General features: G+C 66.6%; 14 protein-coding genes and 1 pseudogene. 3 read left to right on the top strand and 12 right to left on the bottom strand.

The annotated features are described in order from the left end of the window. Positions 1-34: 34 nt before the first annotated feature. From A5701_RS11135 to A5701_RS11115, 5 genes are read right to left on the bottom strand one after another with little or no spacing between them, the layout of a single operon-like run. On the bottom strand, positions 35-1,171 hold the full coding sequence (locus tag A5701_RS11135) for an acyl-CoA dehydrogenase family protein (RefSeq protein WP_067752635.1): 1,137 nt from the start codon (positions 1,169-1,171) through the stop codon (positions 35-37). Then, positions 1,171-1,947 carry a crotonase/enoyl-CoA hydratase family protein gene (locus A5701_RS11130; protein ID WP_067752613.1) on the bottom strand — a complete coding sequence of 259 codons (777 nt, stop codon included), beginning with the start codon at positions 1,945-1,947 and terminating at the stop codon, positions 1,171-1,173. The genes A5701_RS11135 and A5701_RS11130 overlap by 1 nt, the downstream gene beginning before the upstream one ends. Beyond that, on the bottom strand, positions 1,944-3,362 hold the full coding sequence (locus A5701_RS11125; protein ID WP_067752610.1) for an aldehyde dehydrogenase family protein: 1,419 nt from the start codon (positions 3,360-3,362) through the stop codon (positions 1,944-1,946). The genes A5701_RS11130 and A5701_RS11125 overlap by 4 nt, the downstream gene beginning before the upstream one ends. 23 nt (positions 3,363-3,385) lie before the next feature. Beyond that, positions 3,386-4,492, bottom strand: a complete 1,107-nt coding sequence (locus tag A5701_RS11120; RefSeq protein ID WP_067752607.1) for a zinc-binding dehydrogenase — start codon at positions 4,490-4,492, stop codon at positions 3,386-3,388. A 15-nt stretch (positions 4,493-4,507) separates the two neighbouring features. Continuing rightward, positions 4,508-6,118, bottom strand: a complete 1,611-nt coding sequence (locus A5701_RS11115) for an acyl-CoA synthetase (RefSeq protein ID WP_067752604.1) — start codon at positions 6,116-6,118, stop codon at positions 4,508-4,510. 101 nt (positions 6,119-6,219) lie between these two features. Between A5701_RS11115 and A5701_RS11110 the strand changes: the two genes are divergently transcribed. Together A5701_RS11110 and A5701_RS11105 are read left to right on the top strand one after the other, a co-directional pair. Beyond that, positions 6,220-8,148, top strand: coding sequence for an NAD(P)/FAD-dependent oxidoreductase (locus A5701_RS11110; RefSeq protein ID WP_067752600.1), 1,929 nt, complete (start codon positions 6,220-6,222; stop codon positions 8,146-8,148). Next, positions 8,145-9,032, top strand: coding sequence for an SDR family NAD(P)-dependent oxidoreductase (locus A5701_RS11105; protein ID WP_067752590.1), 888 nt, complete (start codon positions 8,145-8,147; stop codon positions 9,030-9,032). The genes A5701_RS11110 and A5701_RS11105 overlap by 4 nt, the downstream gene beginning before the upstream one ends. Positions 9,033-9,069: 37 nt before the next feature. Here A5701_RS11105 and A5701_RS11100 read toward each other — a convergent pair whose 3' ends face one another. Both A5701_RS11100 and A5701_RS28845 read right to left on the bottom strand, forming a co-directional pair. Then, entirely contained in the window at positions 9,070-9,708 is a 639-nt protein-coding gene (locus tag A5701_RS11100; protein ID WP_067752587.1) for a Dabb family protein, read from the bottom strand. Further along, positions 9,701-10,048 (bottom strand): hypothetical protein, encoded by a 348-nt coding sequence (locus A5701_RS28845; RefSeq protein ID WP_067752584.1) that lies wholly within the window; start codon positions 10,046-10,048, stop codon positions 9,701-9,703. The genes A5701_RS11100 and A5701_RS28845 overlap by 8 nt, the downstream gene beginning before the upstream one ends. Positions 10,049-10,150: 102 nt before the next feature. Between A5701_RS28845 and A5701_RS11090 the strand changes: the two genes are divergently transcribed. Next, entirely contained in the window at positions 10,151-11,374 is a 1,224-nt protein-coding gene (locus A5701_RS11090; RefSeq protein ID WP_067752581.1) for an NADH:flavin oxidoreductase, read from the top strand. On the opposite strand, the gene A5701_RS11085 is transcribed toward A5701_RS11090, so the two are convergent. From A5701_RS11085 to A5701_RS27425, 5 genes and pseudogenes are all read right to left on the bottom strand, one after another. Continuing rightward, complete coding sequence (locus tag A5701_RS11085) at positions 11,375-12,304, bottom strand: alpha/beta hydrolase (protein ID WP_067752578.1); 930 nt, start codon at positions 12,302-12,304, stop codon at positions 11,375-11,377. Beyond that, positions 12,301-13,134 (bottom strand): IclR family transcriptional regulator, encoded by an 834-nt coding sequence (locus A5701_RS11080; RefSeq protein ID WP_067752575.1) that lies wholly within the window; start codon positions 13,132-13,134, stop codon positions 12,301-12,303. Before A5701_RS11080 ends, A5701_RS11085 begins: the two co-directional genes overlap by 4 nt. A 157-nt stretch (positions 13,135-13,291) precedes the next feature. Further along, positions 13,292-14,758: an FAD-dependent oxidoreductase gene (locus tag A5701_RS11075; RefSeq protein WP_067752572.1), complete on the bottom strand. Its 1,467-nt coding sequence runs from the start codon at positions 14,756-14,758 to the stop codon at positions 13,292-13,294. Beyond that, entirely contained in the window at positions 14,755-15,663 is a 909-nt protein-coding gene (gene bphC / locus A5701_RS11070; protein WP_067752569.1) for a biphenyl-2,3-diol 1,2-dioxygenase, read from the bottom strand. The genes A5701_RS11075 and bphC overlap by 4 nt, the downstream gene beginning before the upstream one ends. Positions 15,664-15,672: 9 nt before the next feature. Next, positions 15,673-15,820 (bottom strand): annotated as a pseudogene (locus A5701_RS27425) (hydroxylase); the annotation flags it as partial.

Here is a 15,820-nt window from a genome sequence, read left to right as displayed (position 1 = left end):
GGGTCCACCGGGGCCGCGTCGATCGGTGAGGTTGTCACCGGATCCCCAATCCGCGGGCAATTACACCGCGCAACACCTCGTTGGTTCCGCCACGCAGGGTAAAACCGGGGCGCTGGTCCACCGCGGCGGTTATCAGCTCCGAGGACGCCGCATCGACGCCGCCATGCCGCTCAGCGAGGTCGGCGATGTCACCTTCGACGGTGGTGCCCAGCACCTTGACCACAGCCGCGGCCACGTCAGCGGGCTCATGGCGCTCCAGGGCGCCCGCGACTGCGGTCGACATCTGGTGCAGGCCCGCGACGCGGGCCACCAGGCGTCCGAGGCTCTCATCTCGCGAAATGCGCTGGTTGGCCATGTTGGCGGTGGTCGCTGCGAGCAGAACGAATGTGGACAGGAAGCGTTCGGGTCCGCTGCGCTCGAAACTCAGCTCGGACGTCACCTGCGTCCAGCCGGCACCGATGTCACCGAACACCATGGCGTCGGGCACGAATGCCTGGTCGAGGATCACCTCGTTGAAGTGATGGGCTCCGTTCATCGAAATGATCGGACGCACCTGCACCCCCGAACCCCTTAAATCGACGATGAATTGGCTGAGCCCGGCATGGCGCTGGCCTGGATCCACCGGTGCGGTGCGGGCAAGAACGATGAACGCGTGGGCGCGGTGGGCGCCCGATGTCCAAACCTTCGTGCCCGACAGCGACCAACCGCCCTGCACACGCACGGCGCGGGTGCGCACGCTGGCCAGATCGGAACCGGAATCGGGCTCGCTCATACCGATGGCGAAGAAGCAGCCGCCCCGTACGATCCGCGGCAGGAATTGCGACTTCTGCAGTTCGGTGCCGTATTTCAGCAGCGAAGGCACGATCTGACGGTCGGCGATCCAGTGCGCGGCGACCGGCGCGCCGGCGGCCAGCAGCTCCTCGGTGACCGCGAACCGTTCCAGAAATGAGCGCCCGTGTCCGCCGTACTCGACGGGGACCGTCATACCGATCCAGCCACGCGCCGCCAGGGCGGCAGTGAAAGTCTCGTCCCACCCCGTGAGCCAGGCATCCACCGACGGGGTGTAGGCGCCTGCGGCGCGTTGGTCGGCGAGAAACTGGCGGACCTCCGCGCGTAGCGCCTGCGTCGAGGGGCCCACGGCAGCCGGGGGCACCAATCGCGGTAGCGCCATCAGGTCGTCTTCCACTTGGCGATACGGCGTTCATGTTCGGGATCGCGGTGTGCCAGCGGCTGCATGGCCGCGGCCATCCCCAGGGTGGTTTCCAGTGATGCCGTCTGCGATTCCCGCAGCAACCGTTTGGCCATCCGCAGCGCGTGCGGCGGGTTCTTGACGATGCGCTCGGCCAGCGCGTGCGCGTGGGAGAGCAGGTCGTCGTGGGGCACCACCCGGCTGACCATCCCCCACTGCAGGGCGGTCGCAGCGTCGATGCGGTCACCGGTGAAGGTCATCTCGGCGGCGCGCTCGTAGCCCACCGCCCGCGGTAGAAACCAGGCGCCCCCGTCGCCGGGGATCAGGCCGAGCTGTACGAAGCTCTCGGCGAAGGACGCCCGCTCGGAGGCCACCCGGATGTCGCACATCATCGCCAGATCACAGCCGGCGCCGACGGCCGGCCCATTGACCGCTGCGATCAGTGGAACCTCGAGGCGGGCCAGTGCCCGCGGGATACGTTGGATGCCGTCGATGTAGGCGTGCCGTTGGGCCCGAGCGTCCAGGCCGAACATGCCCTCTCGGTCGGCCATTTCCTTGACGTTGCCGCCGGCGGAGAAGATCTTGCCGCGCCCGGTGAGGATCAGCGCACGAATGTCGGTGTCGGCGTTGGCATTATCGACTGCGGCCTCGAACGCGGAGATGAACGCTTTGTCGGTGATCGCGTTGCCGAGGTGCGGCAGGTCGATCGTCCATACCTGCGTGGGTCCGCTGGTCGCGATGTCGAGAGGCCCGCTCATGCCGGCAGCTGCAGGGACTTGGTCTGCAAGTACTCTTCGAATCCGGCGCGGCCGAGTTCACGTCCGATGCCGGATTTCTTGTAGCCGCCGAACGGTGCCACCGGGTTGTACTTGCCGCCGTTGATGTCGAGCTGGCCGGTCTGCACGCCGCGCGCAAAGGCGATGGCCCGGTCGGTGTCGGCCGCCCACACCGCGCCCGAGAGGCCGTATGGGGTGCCGTTGGCGATGCGCAGGGCGTCGGCCTCGTCGGTAAACGGGATGACCGCCAGGACGGGACCGAAGACCTCTTCTTGGCCGAGTTCGGAGTCCGGGTCGACGTCGGCGAACACAGTAGGTGCGACGTAGTAGCCGACCTCGCGGATCGGCTCGGCGCCCCCGGTGAGCAGGCGCGCACCGTCGCGTTGGCCGCGTTCGATGAAACCCCGCACGGTTTCGAACTGGCCCGCCGAAGCCGAGGGTCCGATTCGGGTCGCCGGGTCGAGTGGATCGCCCACGGTGTATTTCGACACGGCGGCCTCGATCAGTTCCAGGGCCTCGCCGTAGCGGGACTGGGGCACCAGCATCCGTGTCCAGGCCATGCAGGTCTGGCCACCGTTGAGGAACGCGTTACCGACTCCGACTTTGACCGCGGTCGCCAGGTCGGCGTCGTCGAGGATGACGTTGGCTGACTTGCCGCCAAGTTCAAGTGCGACCTTCTTCACCGACCGCCCGGCCAACTCCCCGACGCGGGCTCCGACGCCCGTGGAACCGGTGAACGAGACGAAGTCGATTTCGGGATGGGCGGCGATGCGCTCGCCGATCCGCGCACCGCGCCCCGAAACCAGGTTCACCACACCGGCGGGCAGGCCGGCCTCCTCGAGGGCCTCGACGAACTCGAACACCGACAACGGTGCTTCATTGCTGGGTTTGAGAACCACCGTGCAACCGGCCGCGATCGCCGGGACCACCTTGGCGACCACCTGATACAGCGGATAGTTCCAGGGGGTGATTGCGCCGACCACGCCGTAGGGTTCGCGCAGGATCAGCGAGTTCCCCACTCGTTCTTCGAATTCGAAACCATCAAGAACGGCAGCGAATCCGCGAGCCACCGCCAGCGGGACCTGGGTCTGCACGGTCTGCGCGATGCGCACCGGCGCACCCATTTCCCGGGTGATCGTCTCGGCGATGTCGGGCAGACGCTTTTCCAGGGCGGTGATCACCGCCGCGACGCGCTGGCGGCGCTCGGCGACGCTGATCAGCGGGTCGAAGGCGCGCCGTGCTGCGGACACCGCCGCATCGACGTCGGCCTCGGTACCTGCGGGAACCGTGCCGATGACGTGTTCTGTCGAGGGGTCGATTACCTCGATGAGGTCCCCGCCGGCCGGCGTGATCCACTCGCCGCCGATGAACAATGTCTTCCTGGCGTAGTCATGCATTGGTTGTGGTCTGCTTTCTGTCATTAGGGCACGATGCTCGCGCGAACGTCGCGCTTGCTCTCGGCCGCGGCGAAGGCGTCGTTGATGTCGTCGAGCGGGTAACAGGCCGCCGCCAGTCGGTGCAACGGAAGCCGCGCCTGATGTTGGTCGAGAAACTTCAGCGCCCGCGACAACACGATGGGGTCGTACAACGAGACCCCGACCATCATCTTGTTGCCGAAGACAAAACGGGACGGATCGAATTCGAAGGTCTTGCCAATGTTGATGTTTCCGATCTCCACGTAGCGGCCGAACTGGCCCAGCATCTTGAGGCCTTCGTCGATAGCCGAGGGGTGGCCGACCACCTCGACGACGACATCGGCGCCCTGGCCGTCAGTCAGTTGTCGCACGAGCTTGGTACGGTCTTTGACCGTCGCGACGTCATTGATGTCGATGACCGTGTCGGCGCCGAACGCGGTCGCCAGCTCTAGGCGCTCGGCCACACCGTCGATGGCGATCACCTGGGCAGCCCCGCGTGCTTTGGCCACCGCCACTGCATACAGACCCAATGCCCCCGCACCCTGCACCACCACCGATTCGCCGAGCTGCAGATGGACGCGCTCGAGACCGTACATGACCTGTGACAGAGCGCAATTGGCTCCTGCGGCGATGTCATCGGATACCGAATCGGGGACCGTGTAGACCACCGCCCCGGCGGGCAGCAGGAAGTAGTCGGCGTAGCCACCCACGAAATAGGGCGGCTCGTCGGCGCGGCCGAGCATGGCCATCGTCAGCTTCAGACAGGCGTTGCGCCTGCCCGCAAGGCAGTTTCGGCACTTGTGACACGAGAAGAAGTAGGGAAAGACCACTCGCGTGCCCTCCGTCAGCGGCGCGCCATCAGAATCGGTGGTGACCCCAGCGCCGAGCGCTTCGATCGCGCCTACCATTTCATGGCCCAACACGGTGGGAAGTTGACCTCCCAGGCCGCCGGTAGCGAACGTCCCGTGCCAGGCGTGTAGGTCAGAGCCGCAGATGTTGGCACGACTCACCTTGATCAGGATCTGACCGGGCCCCACCTCCGGGAGGCTCACCGTTTCGATGTCGAACGGCTTACCCGGTTCGTCGAATCGCGCGATTCGGCCTTTAAACACGGCAGAGTGGTCCCTTCATTGGCTGGTGAATTCGAGGGTGAAAGCGTCTCGCAATTGCCGCTTGAGAAGTTTGCCGCTGGGGTTTTTCGGCAGTGATTCGACGAAGAAGACCCGTTTGGGCGTCTTGAAGCCCGCGAGGTGCTGCCGGCAGTGCACGACGACGTCGTCCTCGGTGAGGGTGACCCCGTCGCGGGGTACTACCGCGGCGACCACGGCTTCCACCCAGACCGGATGCGTCAGGCCGAATACGGCTGCCTCCTGGATCCCGTTGTGGCGGTAGAGAATTTCTTCGACCTCGCGGCTGGCGACGTTCTCGCCGCCGGTCTTTATCATGTCTTTCTTGCGGTCCACGACATGCAACAGCCCGTGCTCGTCGTAGTAACCCAGGTCGCCGGAATGAAACCAGCCGCCGCGGAAGGCCTCCGCGGTTTTAGCAGGGTCGTCCAGATAGCCGACCATCAGATGCGGGCTGCGATGGGCGATTTCACCCACAATGCCGGGCGCTGCGGGGCAATCGTGGTCATCGAGGATGGTGGTTTCGACATTGACCACTGGGCGTCCGGCCGCGCCGGCGTGCGCGTCCTGCTCGTCAGGTCCCAACGCCGAGGCCAGCGGCGCCATCTCGGTTTGACCGTAGAAGTTCCACAGTCTCAGATTCGGCAGCCGTCTGCGTATTTCGTGCAGTACCTCGGCGGGCATCGGTGAGGCGCCGTAGTAGCCCTTGCGTAGGCTGGACAGGTCGACGTCGTCGAAGATCGGGCAACGCAGCAGCGAAATCCACACCGTCGGTGGCGCAAAGTAATTCGTCACCCCGTACCGCGCGATGGTGCGCAGGACCAATTCGGGGTCCGGCCGCGACAGGATAATGCTGGTCGCTCCCAGATAGAGGTCGGTGGCCAAGAAGTTGTCCAACTGCGCACAGTGGTAAAGCGGCAGTGAGTGGATTTCGACGTCGTCCGGTGACATCGCACCGGCCACAATGGTGCTGACGTATTGCCACATCAGGCTGCGACTGGTGTGCATCACGGCCTTGGGCCGTGATTCGGTGCCACTGGTGTACATCAGCCGCACGAGTTGCTCATCGCCGATGGGCGGGTTCGGTGCGGCCGTGGTCGTCGTGAGCCACTGAGCGAAGTCGTGCCAGCCGGCAGGAGGGATGGCCCCGTCGGCCGTCAGCGCAATCTTTGTCGTGACCGCCCCGCCCAGACGCATCGCATCTTCGGCTATCGTCGCCAGGGCGGATTCGACGATGAATCCAATGACCCGGCTATGACCGAGGATATAGGCGATCTCCTCGGCCGTGAGCATGAAATTGATGGGCACCAGGACCACGCCCGCGCGCGCGGTCGCGAATGCCAAAACCGCGAACTGCCAGCAGTTGTGGGACAGCAGCGCCACGCGATCGCCGGGGGCAAAGCCGTTGTCGCGCAGCGCGGCTGCGGCTTTGTCCACCAGCTGGTCGAAGTCGGCGAAGGTCAGCACGACATCACCGTCGATGATCGCGGTTTTGTCCGGGTGTCGGCGGGCTGACCGGCGGGGAATATCTCCTAGCGACTGACTGCGCGCCTGGGCGATCGTGGCGTCGAGCTCGAGTGTCACTCGCTCGTCGTGGTGCGCCGGTTGCATGCGACGAACACTAGGTCCCGATGCCGCTTCGGTGATGCTGGCATCCCGCTGAGTAGACAACAGCGGTGCCCGGGGTGACCGCGGGCCTCAGACTCGATGGCATGACCGCCGCTACCGAATCGACGTCGCCCACCGGACCGGCCGCTCCTGACCCCGACGAGCTGCGCACCAACCTGCGTCAGGCTGACCCGGGTGTGCTGCTCGCGGTGCTGGCGCAGCTTACCGGCGACGTGTCGGTGATCGACACCTACGCGCCCAAGATCTCCTATGTTGCCGACCCGCCCGAACGGGCCGGCGTCACAGACCCCGAGACGGCCGAATCGCTGGTCGAGGCCCTCGTTGACGCGCTGGGACGCCCACGTTGCGCCGACGCGACGGCACCCGTGGACCGGGACTTCTTCGCCCGGCTGCTACCTGTAGCGCTGGGTTCGCCGGTCGACGACGACCAGGTGGACCTGTTGCTCGAACAGGGCGGCTTCCAGCGGTCACAGCCAACCCTGCCGCGCACCGTGCCGATCCCCGAGACGATCAACATCGCCATCATCGGTGCCGGCCTGGCCGGGATCAGCATGGCGTTGGCCGCCGCAGCCGAGGGAGTGGCGTTTGAGATCTTTGACCGCCACGACGAGGTCGGCGGCACCTGGCTGACCACCACCTATCCAGGCATCGGTGTCGATACGCCGTCGGCCTATTACTCGCTGTCGTGGGAGGTGAACCCGGACTGGAGCAGCTACTACCCACAGGGCGGCGAATATCAGAACTATTTGGTGACGCTGGCCGATAAACACAAGCTGCGCGACCACATTCGGTTCGGCACCGAGATCGAGGCGTTGTGGTGGGACGAGGAACGCAACCAATGGCAACTCCATGCGGTAGACACCCAGGGTCACCGCACGATCAGCTACGCCAGCGTTGTGGTCGCCGCGGCGGGTTACCTCAACCGCCCGCGGTGGCCGGACGTCAAGGGTCGAGACACTTTCGCGGGCATCAGCATTCACTCGGCGCTGTGGGATTCTTCACTCGATCTCACCGGCAAGAAGGTGGCTGTGATCGGGGCGGGCTGCACCGCCGTACAGATCGTCGACGCGTGCGTTGACCAGGTCGAGCACCTGACGGTGTTCCAGCGGCAACCACACTGGGTGGCGCCGCGTAAGCGGCTGACAGATGAGGTGCCGCCGTTCCGGCGTTACCTGGGACGGAACCTGCCCTACTACGCGAAGTGGCACCGGCTCAAGTCCTATTGGGCCACCGCGGACAACAACTACCCGATCATCCTGCAAGACCCGGACTGGAACAAGGACCACCTGTCGATCTCGCCGGCGAATGACGTCCTTTTGCAGATGTGCCTGCGCTACATCGAGGACACCTTCGGGAAAGACACCGAGTTGGCCAAGAAGGTCACCCCGGACTTCGCACCCTACGGCAAGCGGATCATCCGAGACCCGGGCGGCTACTACGCGGCGCTGACCCGCGACCATGTCGACGTGGAGGCCAGCGAACCGGCCGAGGTCAACTCGAAAGGCATTGTCACCCAAGACGGCCGGCAGATCGACCTCGACGTCATCATCTACGCGACCGGCTACTATCTGGACTTCTTATCCACCGTGGACATTCGCGGTCGCGGCGGCAAGAAGCTGGCTGACGAGTGGGGTGACAACCCCCGTGCGTACCGTGGTGGCACGGTGCCCGGCTTTCCCAACCTGTTCATCATGTCGGCACCCAACTACAGCCCGGGACACGGTGCGGGAGCGAACTTCTCCATGGAGGTGCTCGCGCACTACATCGTCGAATGCTTGCAGTTGATGGCACTGCGCGGCGCCACCACGATCGAGGTCACCCAGCAGGCGTACGAAGATTACGTTGCCGCGATCGACGAGGCGATGCTCGGCACGGTGTGGTGCCACACACCCAACGCCCACACCTACTACCGGTCCGGTTCGGGCCGGGTGGTGGTGGCCACCCCGTACCGACTGGTCGACGTCTGGCATCAGCACCGAGCGCCGATCGAGCAGGACTTTGCGCTGCGGTGAACGAGTTGCTCACTGGCAGGACGGCTTTGGTAACAGGCAGCAGCCGCGGCATCGGTCGTGCGGTGGCCCAGCGGCTGGCCGCCGAGGGGGCCACCGTCGCGGTGACGGCGCGCGCTCACGCGCCCTCGCGCTCGCAGCGCGCCGGGTCCGATCGCACGCTACCCGGCACGATCGAGGAGACCATCGCCCTGATCGAAGATGCCGGCGGGTCGGCCTTCGGGGTGGTTGCCGACCTCGAAGACGCCCAGGCGCGCGAGACCCTGGTCGACCAGGTGCTCGACCGCACGGGCCGCATCGACATCTTGGTCAACAACGCCGGCTTCGCCGACTACTCGGTCATCGAGGACATGCCGCTGCAGACCTTCGACCGCACCGTCGAGCACTATCTGCGCACCCCCTTCGTGTTGACCAAGGCCGCGGTTCCGCACATGCGCAAACTGGGCGGCGGGTGGATCGTCAACATCGGCTCGGTCACCGGTGTGGCACCGGTGCGGCCGTACCGCGATTACAACAAGACCTCCGGCGACGTGATTTACGCGTCGTGCAAAGCAGCACTGCACCGGTTCACCCAGGGGGTGGCCGCCGAGCTGCTCGACGCGAACATCGCGGTGAATTGTGTTGGCCCGTCGACCGCTGTGCGCACTCCCGGCGCATCCGCGCTTATCCCGGAGGGCTTTCCGACCGAGCCGGTGGAGTATCTGGCCGAAACCGTGCTGGCGATGTGTCATCTACCGGCGGCAGAACGCACCGGCCTAGTCGCGTTTAGCTTGCACTACCCGTGGTCACAGCGGCTGCGGGTGCACAGCCTGGACGGCAAAACCGAACTGCCGCCACTCGAACCGCCGGCGAACGCCAATCCGAACATCCTGCCCGCCGGGATGTGAGTCCCGCGGCGGATAGGGCGGATCAGCCCGAGATCGACTAGGCGGGTGACGTGGTCAAGACGGGGTGATCGCATCGACAGAAGCTGTGGCACACCCGGTCTCGGATGATGACGTCGGGGCATTCGGGATCAAACCAGCGGTCCACGACCGCCCAGTGGATCGGATGCATCAGGTAGGGGCCCATCAGCGCATCGACGTCGCTGAACTCTTGCTCAAACACGTGGGTCCATCGTGATGCTCCGACCGCATCGTCGACCCGGCTGAGCTGCCATGCCCTGATCGTCGGTATGAAGCACGGCATCGAGGTCAACTCGTCCTCGAAACGCGCGACGGTGTCGACGTCGGTGTCGGGCAGCACCCGTAAAAGCAAGGCCCGGTAGACCGTGCCCGGGCCGCCACCATTGGGCGTTGGAGTACCCCCGTAGGTGACCCCGTTGACATGGGTGATCGCGGGATCGCCCAAAATCGCGGTGAAATCGTCTGCGGCGCTGAGCCATTGACTCGGGGAATCGAACCTCAAGTGGACTAGGACGTCACCGCCGTTGCGCGCCCCGGGCAGCGTCGGTTCGACGAGCCGGTGACGGGCGCCGGTCGCCTCAGCGCTCGCGCGCACCAGCGTGAGTATCCGGTCGCGGTGTTCGTCTGCGACGTCGAGGAGGCGGGTGACGTTATACACCGCAGAGCCCGTCGACGTCGTCGGCGGCCGCGGCGACCGAGCGGGACCGCTCGGCGACGAGTTCCTCGATCTGGTCCCACCACTGGCCCAGCGTCGGGTCGGGGCGGCCCTTCCAGGTCATCTCCCACCATGCCTGGGCGCTGGGCAGGGTCCAGGTGATGGTGACGGTGTTGGATCGATCCGTGAACCAGATCGGGGGGCTGACCAGGACATCGCGCAGCGTCATTCCGCGGGAGCGGGCGCCGGGCGCGTACTCGGCGAGGTAGGTCTCCACGAATTTCCGGGCGCAGCCAGGCCGCGTCACCACCCTGTCGATCACGAAAATCCGACCGTCGGCCATGGGCGTGACCGTACAGATCGTGGGCAACCCCCGGACAGGTTCAGTCCCGGCCATCGGGAGGACCTCATTGCCCCCCATCCGGTTGGGCACCACGGTGGGGGAATGAGCGCTTCCTTCAGTCCCGTGCAGCTCGGTCCGGCCACCTTGCGCAACCCGATCATCAAGGCCGCGACCTCCGAAGGCCGATCGCCCCAGGGGCTGGTCACCGATGATCTCATCGCGTTTCACCGGGCGTTCGCCGACGGGGGAGTGGGCATGACGACGGTGGCCTACTGCTGTGTCGCGCCCGAGGGCGCCAGCGCCCCGGGTCAGATCGTCATGAGCTCGCAGGCGCTGCCCGGCCTGCGCAGACTTACCGATGCCGTGCATGGGGCGGGTGCGGCCATCTCGGCCCAGCTGGGCCACGCCGGGGTGGTGGCCCCTAGGGCGCTGACCGGGGTGACCGCCCTGTCGCCGAGCCGGTTCGTCAACCCGACATCGTTGGCCTACTGCCGGGCGATCACCCGCGACGAGATAGCAACCGTCATCGACCAGTTCGGCACGGCAACCCAGGTAGCCATCGATGCCGGATTCGACGCAGTTGAACTGCATTTCGGACACTTGTATCTGCCGAGCTCGTTTTTGAGCCCACTCATCAACCGCCGCAAGGACGAGTACGGCGGCTCCATCGACAACCGTTCCCGCCTGTCACGGGAGATCGCCGAACGCGTCCGCGAGATGGCCGGGGGCCGGATCGCCGTCATCGCCAAACTGAATATGGACGACGGACTGCCCGGCAGCATCTGGATCGATGAGGCGTTGCGCACCGCGCAACTCCTCGACACCGACGGCACCCTCGACGCGCTCGAACTGACCCAAGGGTCCTCGGTCTTCAAGCCGATGTACCTGTTCCGGGGCGACGTCCCGGTGCGCGAATTCGCCCGCGTCATGCCGGCTGCGCTACGGCCTGCCATCAGGCTGGCCGGCAAGCGCGTGATGGGCAGCTACCCGTACAGCGACCTCTACATGCTCGAAGCCGCACGCCAATTCGTGCCGGTGATGCGCAACACCAAACTGATCCTGCTGGGCGGCATCACCCGCCGCGACCACGTCGAGACCGCACGAGAGGAGGGATTTGACTTCGTGGCGATGGGTCGGGCGCTGCTGCGGGAACCCGACCTGGTCAACAAGATGATCGCCGACCCGGCCAGTCGCAGCCGATGCAACCACAACAACAAGTGCATGGTCACCGTTTTCGGTCGCACCCACTGCGTGCTCGATCCCGACCAGCGCTACGGACCACCTGCCAAGATCGACGAGCAGCCCGCCCAGCACGCAGCACGGTAATCACCCCAGCAGCGCGGCCAACTCGCGGCACGCCTGCCGCCGGGCTTCGTGAGCGATGTCGAGCATCGGCATCGTCATGAACCCGTGGATGCCACCTTCGAAGCCGCACCGCACGGCGACTACCCCCGCGGATTGCAGCGCGTCGGCGTAGGCGATGGCTTCGTCCCGAAGCGGATCGTGCCCGGCCGTGACTATCACCGCGGGCGGTAGCCCATGTAGGTCCGCTCGGAGCGGTGAGGCGTAAGGATGGTCGCGGTCGGCGGATGCGGGCACATACTGGTCCCAATACCATTGCAGAGCAGCCGTCGGATTGTAGAAACCCTTGCCGAACAGTCGATATGACTCGGTGTCGAAGCCGGCCGCGAGCATCGGGTAGAGCAGCAACTGCGCGGCAATCGCCGGGCCACCACGATCGCGCGCCATCAACGCCACGACGGCGGCCAGGTTGCCGCCCGCGCTGTCACCGCCCACCACAACCGCGCGCGAACCTCGGCGGCCGACGCCGTCGAGGTCGGCGGCCCATCGCGTGGCGGCGTACAGGTCCTCGGCCGCGGCAGGCCACGGATTTTCTGGAGCCAGCCGGTACCCGACGGAAACCACCACGGCGGGAACGAGGTTGGCCAGACTGCGGCACAGGCCATCGTGGCTGTCGAGGTCGCAAAACACGAATCCGCCGCCGTGCGCGTATACCAGGATCGGCAGGCCGCCGTCGTCGGCATGGCCGCGGGGCCGGTAGATCCGTAGCGGGATGTCCGCACCGGTGCCCGAAATGGTGTGATCTCGGACTGCGGCGACCGGCTCGGGCTGGGCGGGCGGTACCAGCCGCTCGCGGATGGCCGCCCTGGCCTGGGCGCCCGTCATGGTGTGCACCGGCGGAAAGCCCGCGTCCAGCCCCTCGATCAGCTCGGCGACCTGGGGGTCGAGGTTCACGCGTACTGCAAGGTGGGCTGCGGCGCCGGAATCGGGCGGTGGGGCAGCAGCGGTCGCATTGTTTGCAGCGTTGGCGCCACCCGGTGGGCGCCGTCTTCGATGTTGCGCCAGATGTTCACCGCGGTCATGCGGACCGGGGTGGTTAGTCGCTGATCGAACACCATGCGATTCATCGGTGCGCATACCGACACCGCGGCAATCGCCTCACCGGGGTTGCCGATGGGGGCCGCCACGCAGCCAAAACCGAGCAGCGACTCCTCGCGCTCGAAGGCGACGCCGTGGGCGCGCACCTTGGCCAACTCAGCGGCAAGTTGCGAGCCGGTGCAAATGGAAAACTTGGTCTTGCGGGCCTGCAGATCAACGTCGGCCTGCTGGTCGCCATAGGCCAGGATGGCTTTGCCGACCGCGGTACAGTGCGCGGGTTGCCGACCCCCGACCCGGGTGGGGATCGCGTTGATCAGTCGGTCACCGATCTTGTCGAGGTAGACAACGTCCGGCCCGTCCAGCACCGCTAGATGAACGACAAGGCCGGTGGCGCGGTGCAATTCGCCCAGCAAGGGGGCGGCCGCGCGCACCAGGCGGTCTTGGTGCACGGCCAGTGAGCCCAACTCCACCAGCCGCATGCCCAGCTCGTAGTCGCGGCCGTTGCGGCGTAACCAGCGCAGCTGAACCAACCGCTCGAGCATCCGGTGCGCCGACGAGCGCGGCAGGCCCGTGCGACGCACGATCTGGGCCAGCGTTAGCCGTCCCGGTCCTTCGAAGGCGTCCAGCACCAAGGAGACGCGGTCGATGACGGCGGTGGGAGTTGCTGTTTCCAGGGACGCTGACATCGGTCCTCCAAAGCTCCATTGCATCTGGCTGGTATATGACTATTAGAGATACCCCAGTTTGTACCATAGTCTTGTGCGCGCTGTCACATGGCACGCCAAAAGCGCCACCGGCCACATCTGTGTCGGGCGCGAGATGTAGGGATCAGTGCAGGCCGGCTCAGCCCTTGGCCGCGGACCGGCCCGCGCGGCGGCCGTAGAAGCTGCCGTCGCCGAGCGAGATGCCGCTGGCGTAGCCCCAGGCGGCCAAGCCGGCGGTGCAGCGACCGGCGGCGAACAGGCCGGGGATGGGTTCGCCGCTGACGTGGAGCACCTCGGCGTCGAGCGTGGTGGCCAGGCCGCCCAGGGTGAAACCGCCGGTGTTCTCCCGCAAGTCGATCGCGCCGACCGGGGAACCGATGGGCCGCAACCACTCCGGCTTCTTGTGCAGCAGCGGATCCTCGCCGCGGGCCGCGCCCTCGTTGTAGGCGGCGACGGTCGCCTGCAGGGATCCCGGCGCCAGGCCCATCTCGCGTTCCAGGTCGGCGACGGTGTCGGCCACCCAGGTCGCCGGGCGCAGCATGAACTTCGGCGACCACGACGCCATCGCCTCTTGCTGGGCGTCGTCGTCGATGATCAGGAAGGCGGTGTTGTCCTGCTGGTAGAGCGTCAGCTGGCCGATGCGGCCCGGATAGGTGTCCTCGGCGACGTAGCGCTGACCGCGGCCGTTGACCAGGATGCCGCGCACCAGTTGCTGAGGGTCGATGAAGATCGCGACCTCGGTGGCGTCCATGTGCGCCAGATCGGCGCCCAGCGCCTGCGCCATCCGGATCGCCTGGCCGTCGTGCTGCTCGATCGAGGCGGCCGGGCGGCCCGCGATCCGCGGGGCGTAGCGGGCCACCATCGCGTCGTTGTAGGCGAAGCTGCCGGTCGCGAGCACCACGCCCTTGCGGGCACGCACCGCAATGTCGTTGCCGTACTGGCGCGCCCGGACCCCGACCACCCGGCCGTCGGCTTCGACGATGAGGCGTTGCACCCGCACGTCGTAGAGTGCGCGTGCGCCGGCGGCGGTGGCGGTCTCGACGAGTGGCTTCATCAGCATGTAGCCCGCGCTGGCCTCGCCCTGCTTCTTGTTGGACATCTGCGGGACGTGCCCGCGCGGGGCGGGGGAGGCGATCGTGTTGAAGGGATAGGCGTTTTCGCCGCCGCTGTACATCAGGCCCTGGTCACCCATCGGTTCCCAGCCCGGTTCGGAGAAGAATTCCGCCTTGAACGGAACGCCGCAGCCGACCAGCCAGTCGAAGTGGGCCACGCTGCCGGCGCAGTAGTCGGCGATCCGCTCCGGGTTGGCGCCGGGCCCCATCGCGACGTTGAGGAAGGCCGCCATGTTGTCGACGGAATCGTCGAAGCCGCAGGCTTTCTGCAGCGGGGTGCCGCCGCCGAGGTAGATGAACCCGCCGGCCATCGCCGCCGCCCCGCCCCAGGATCCGGTCCGCTCCAGGACAAGAACCTCGGCGCCGGAGCGCGCCGCCTCCACCGCCGCGGCGGCGCCAGCCACCCCGTAGCCGGCGATGACCACGTCGGCCTCGTCGTCCCACGACGTGATCGACGCGGCCGGGACCGGCGTGACGTCGGTATCCGGCGTCATAGCCGCATGGCTGCGGGCATTTCGCCGATCCACTGGTGACCCCAGTAGCTGTCGGCGGTGATTTCCTCTGCGGTGTAATAGGTTTCGTCGACGCGCATGCCGTCGGTGCCGAACTCGATGTCCCAGTCGCCGGGAGCCCGGACGTAGAACGACACCATCTTGTCGTTCGTGTGCCGGCCCAGCGTGGAGGACAGCTGGAAGCCCTCGGCGTTCACGCGGTCCAGCGCCTGGCCCACCGCGTCGAGGGTGTCGACCTCCACCATGATGTGCACCAGGCGCGGGTCGCGCTGATGTGCGGCCGGCACGATCGCCAGGCTGTGGTGGCGTTCGTTGATGCCCAGGAAGCGAACCCGCACGGGCCCAAACTCTTTCGGCAGCGGCACCCGGAACGCGCCGCGGGCGCGGAAACCCAGCACCTCGGTGTAGAAGTCGAACAGCCCGTTCGGGTCCGTCGCCGGCACGACGACGTGGCCCAGGCCCTGGTCGCCGGTGACGAATTTCGCGCCGAACGGGGTGACGACGGGGCTGTGGTCGAGCACCGCACCGTGGAAGACCTCGAGCGTGGTGCCCGCCGGGTCCTCGAAGGTGATGACCTCTTCCACGCGGCGGGCCTCGGCCTCGTCGGCGGACAATTGCTTGAACGGGGTCCCTGCGGCGTCCAGGGTCGCCTTGACCCGTTGCAGCGCCGGGCGGTCACGCACCTCCCAGCCGACCGTCAGCACCCGGTCGGTCTCACCGGGCACCACGATGAGCCGGGCGGCGCGCTCGTCCATCCGCAGGTAGAGCGCCTCGGGGTCGGGACCATTCCCCTCGGCGAAACCCAGGACACCGAAGGCGAATTGCCGCCAGCGGTCGATGTCGTTCGTCGAAATGGTGATGTAGCCCAGGCTTTTCAGGTCGGTCAACGTGCTCTCCTAGATCAAAGCCCGCAGGGGGCCCTCGGGCGGATCGACACCCAGCGAACTCAGTGCCGACGCGTGGTAGATGGTTCCAGGCATGTGGATGGCGTGCAGCTGGCCGACATGGACGTCGCGCCAATACCGTTGCAGCGGCTTGTCCATG

It is taken from the genome of Mycobacterium sp. E3305 (assembly GCF_001666785.1).
Lineage (GTDB): Bacteria > Actinomycetota > Actinomycetes > Mycobacteriales > Mycobacteriaceae > Mycobacterium.
This window is presented reverse-complemented; position numbering and strand designations above follow the sequence as displayed.

Excerpts from the sequence above, each read along its gene's own strand:
- A5701_RS11135 (WP_067752635.1), bottom strand. The coding sequence starts at position 1,171 with ATGGCGCTACCGCGATTGGTGCCCCCGGCTGCCGTGGGCCCCTCGACG.
- A5701_RS11130 (WP_067752613.1), bottom strand. The coding sequence starts at position 1,947 with ATGAGCGGGCCTCTCGACATCGCGACCAGCGGACCCACGCAGGTATGG.
- A5701_RS11125 (WP_067752610.1), bottom strand. The coding sequence starts at position 3,362 with ATGCATGACTACGCCAGGAAGACATTGTTCATCGGCGGCGAGTGGATC.
- A5701_RS11115 (WP_067752604.1), bottom strand. The coding sequence starts at position 6,118 with ATGCAACCGGCGCACCACGACGAGCGAGTGACACTCGAGCTCGACGCC.
- A5701_RS11110 (WP_067752600.1), top strand. The coding sequence starts at position 6,220 with ATGACCGCCGCTACCGAATCGACGTCGCCCACCGGACCGGCCGCTCCT.
- A5701_RS28845 (WP_067752584.1), bottom strand. The coding sequence starts at position 10,048 with ATGGCCGACGGTCGGATTTTCGTGATCGACAGGGTGGTGACGCGGCCT.
- A5701_RS11090 (WP_067752581.1), top strand. The coding sequence starts at position 10,151 with ATGAGCGCTTCCTTCAGTCCCGTGCAGCTCGGTCCGGCCACCTTGCGC.
- A5701_RS11080 (WP_067752575.1), bottom strand. The coding sequence starts at position 13,134 with ATGTCAGCGTCCCTGGAAACAGCAACTCCCACCGCCGTCATCGACCGC.
- A5701_RS11075 (WP_067752572.1), bottom strand. The coding sequence starts at position 14,758 with ATGACGCCGGATACCGACGTCACGCCGGTCCCGGCCGCGTCGATCACG.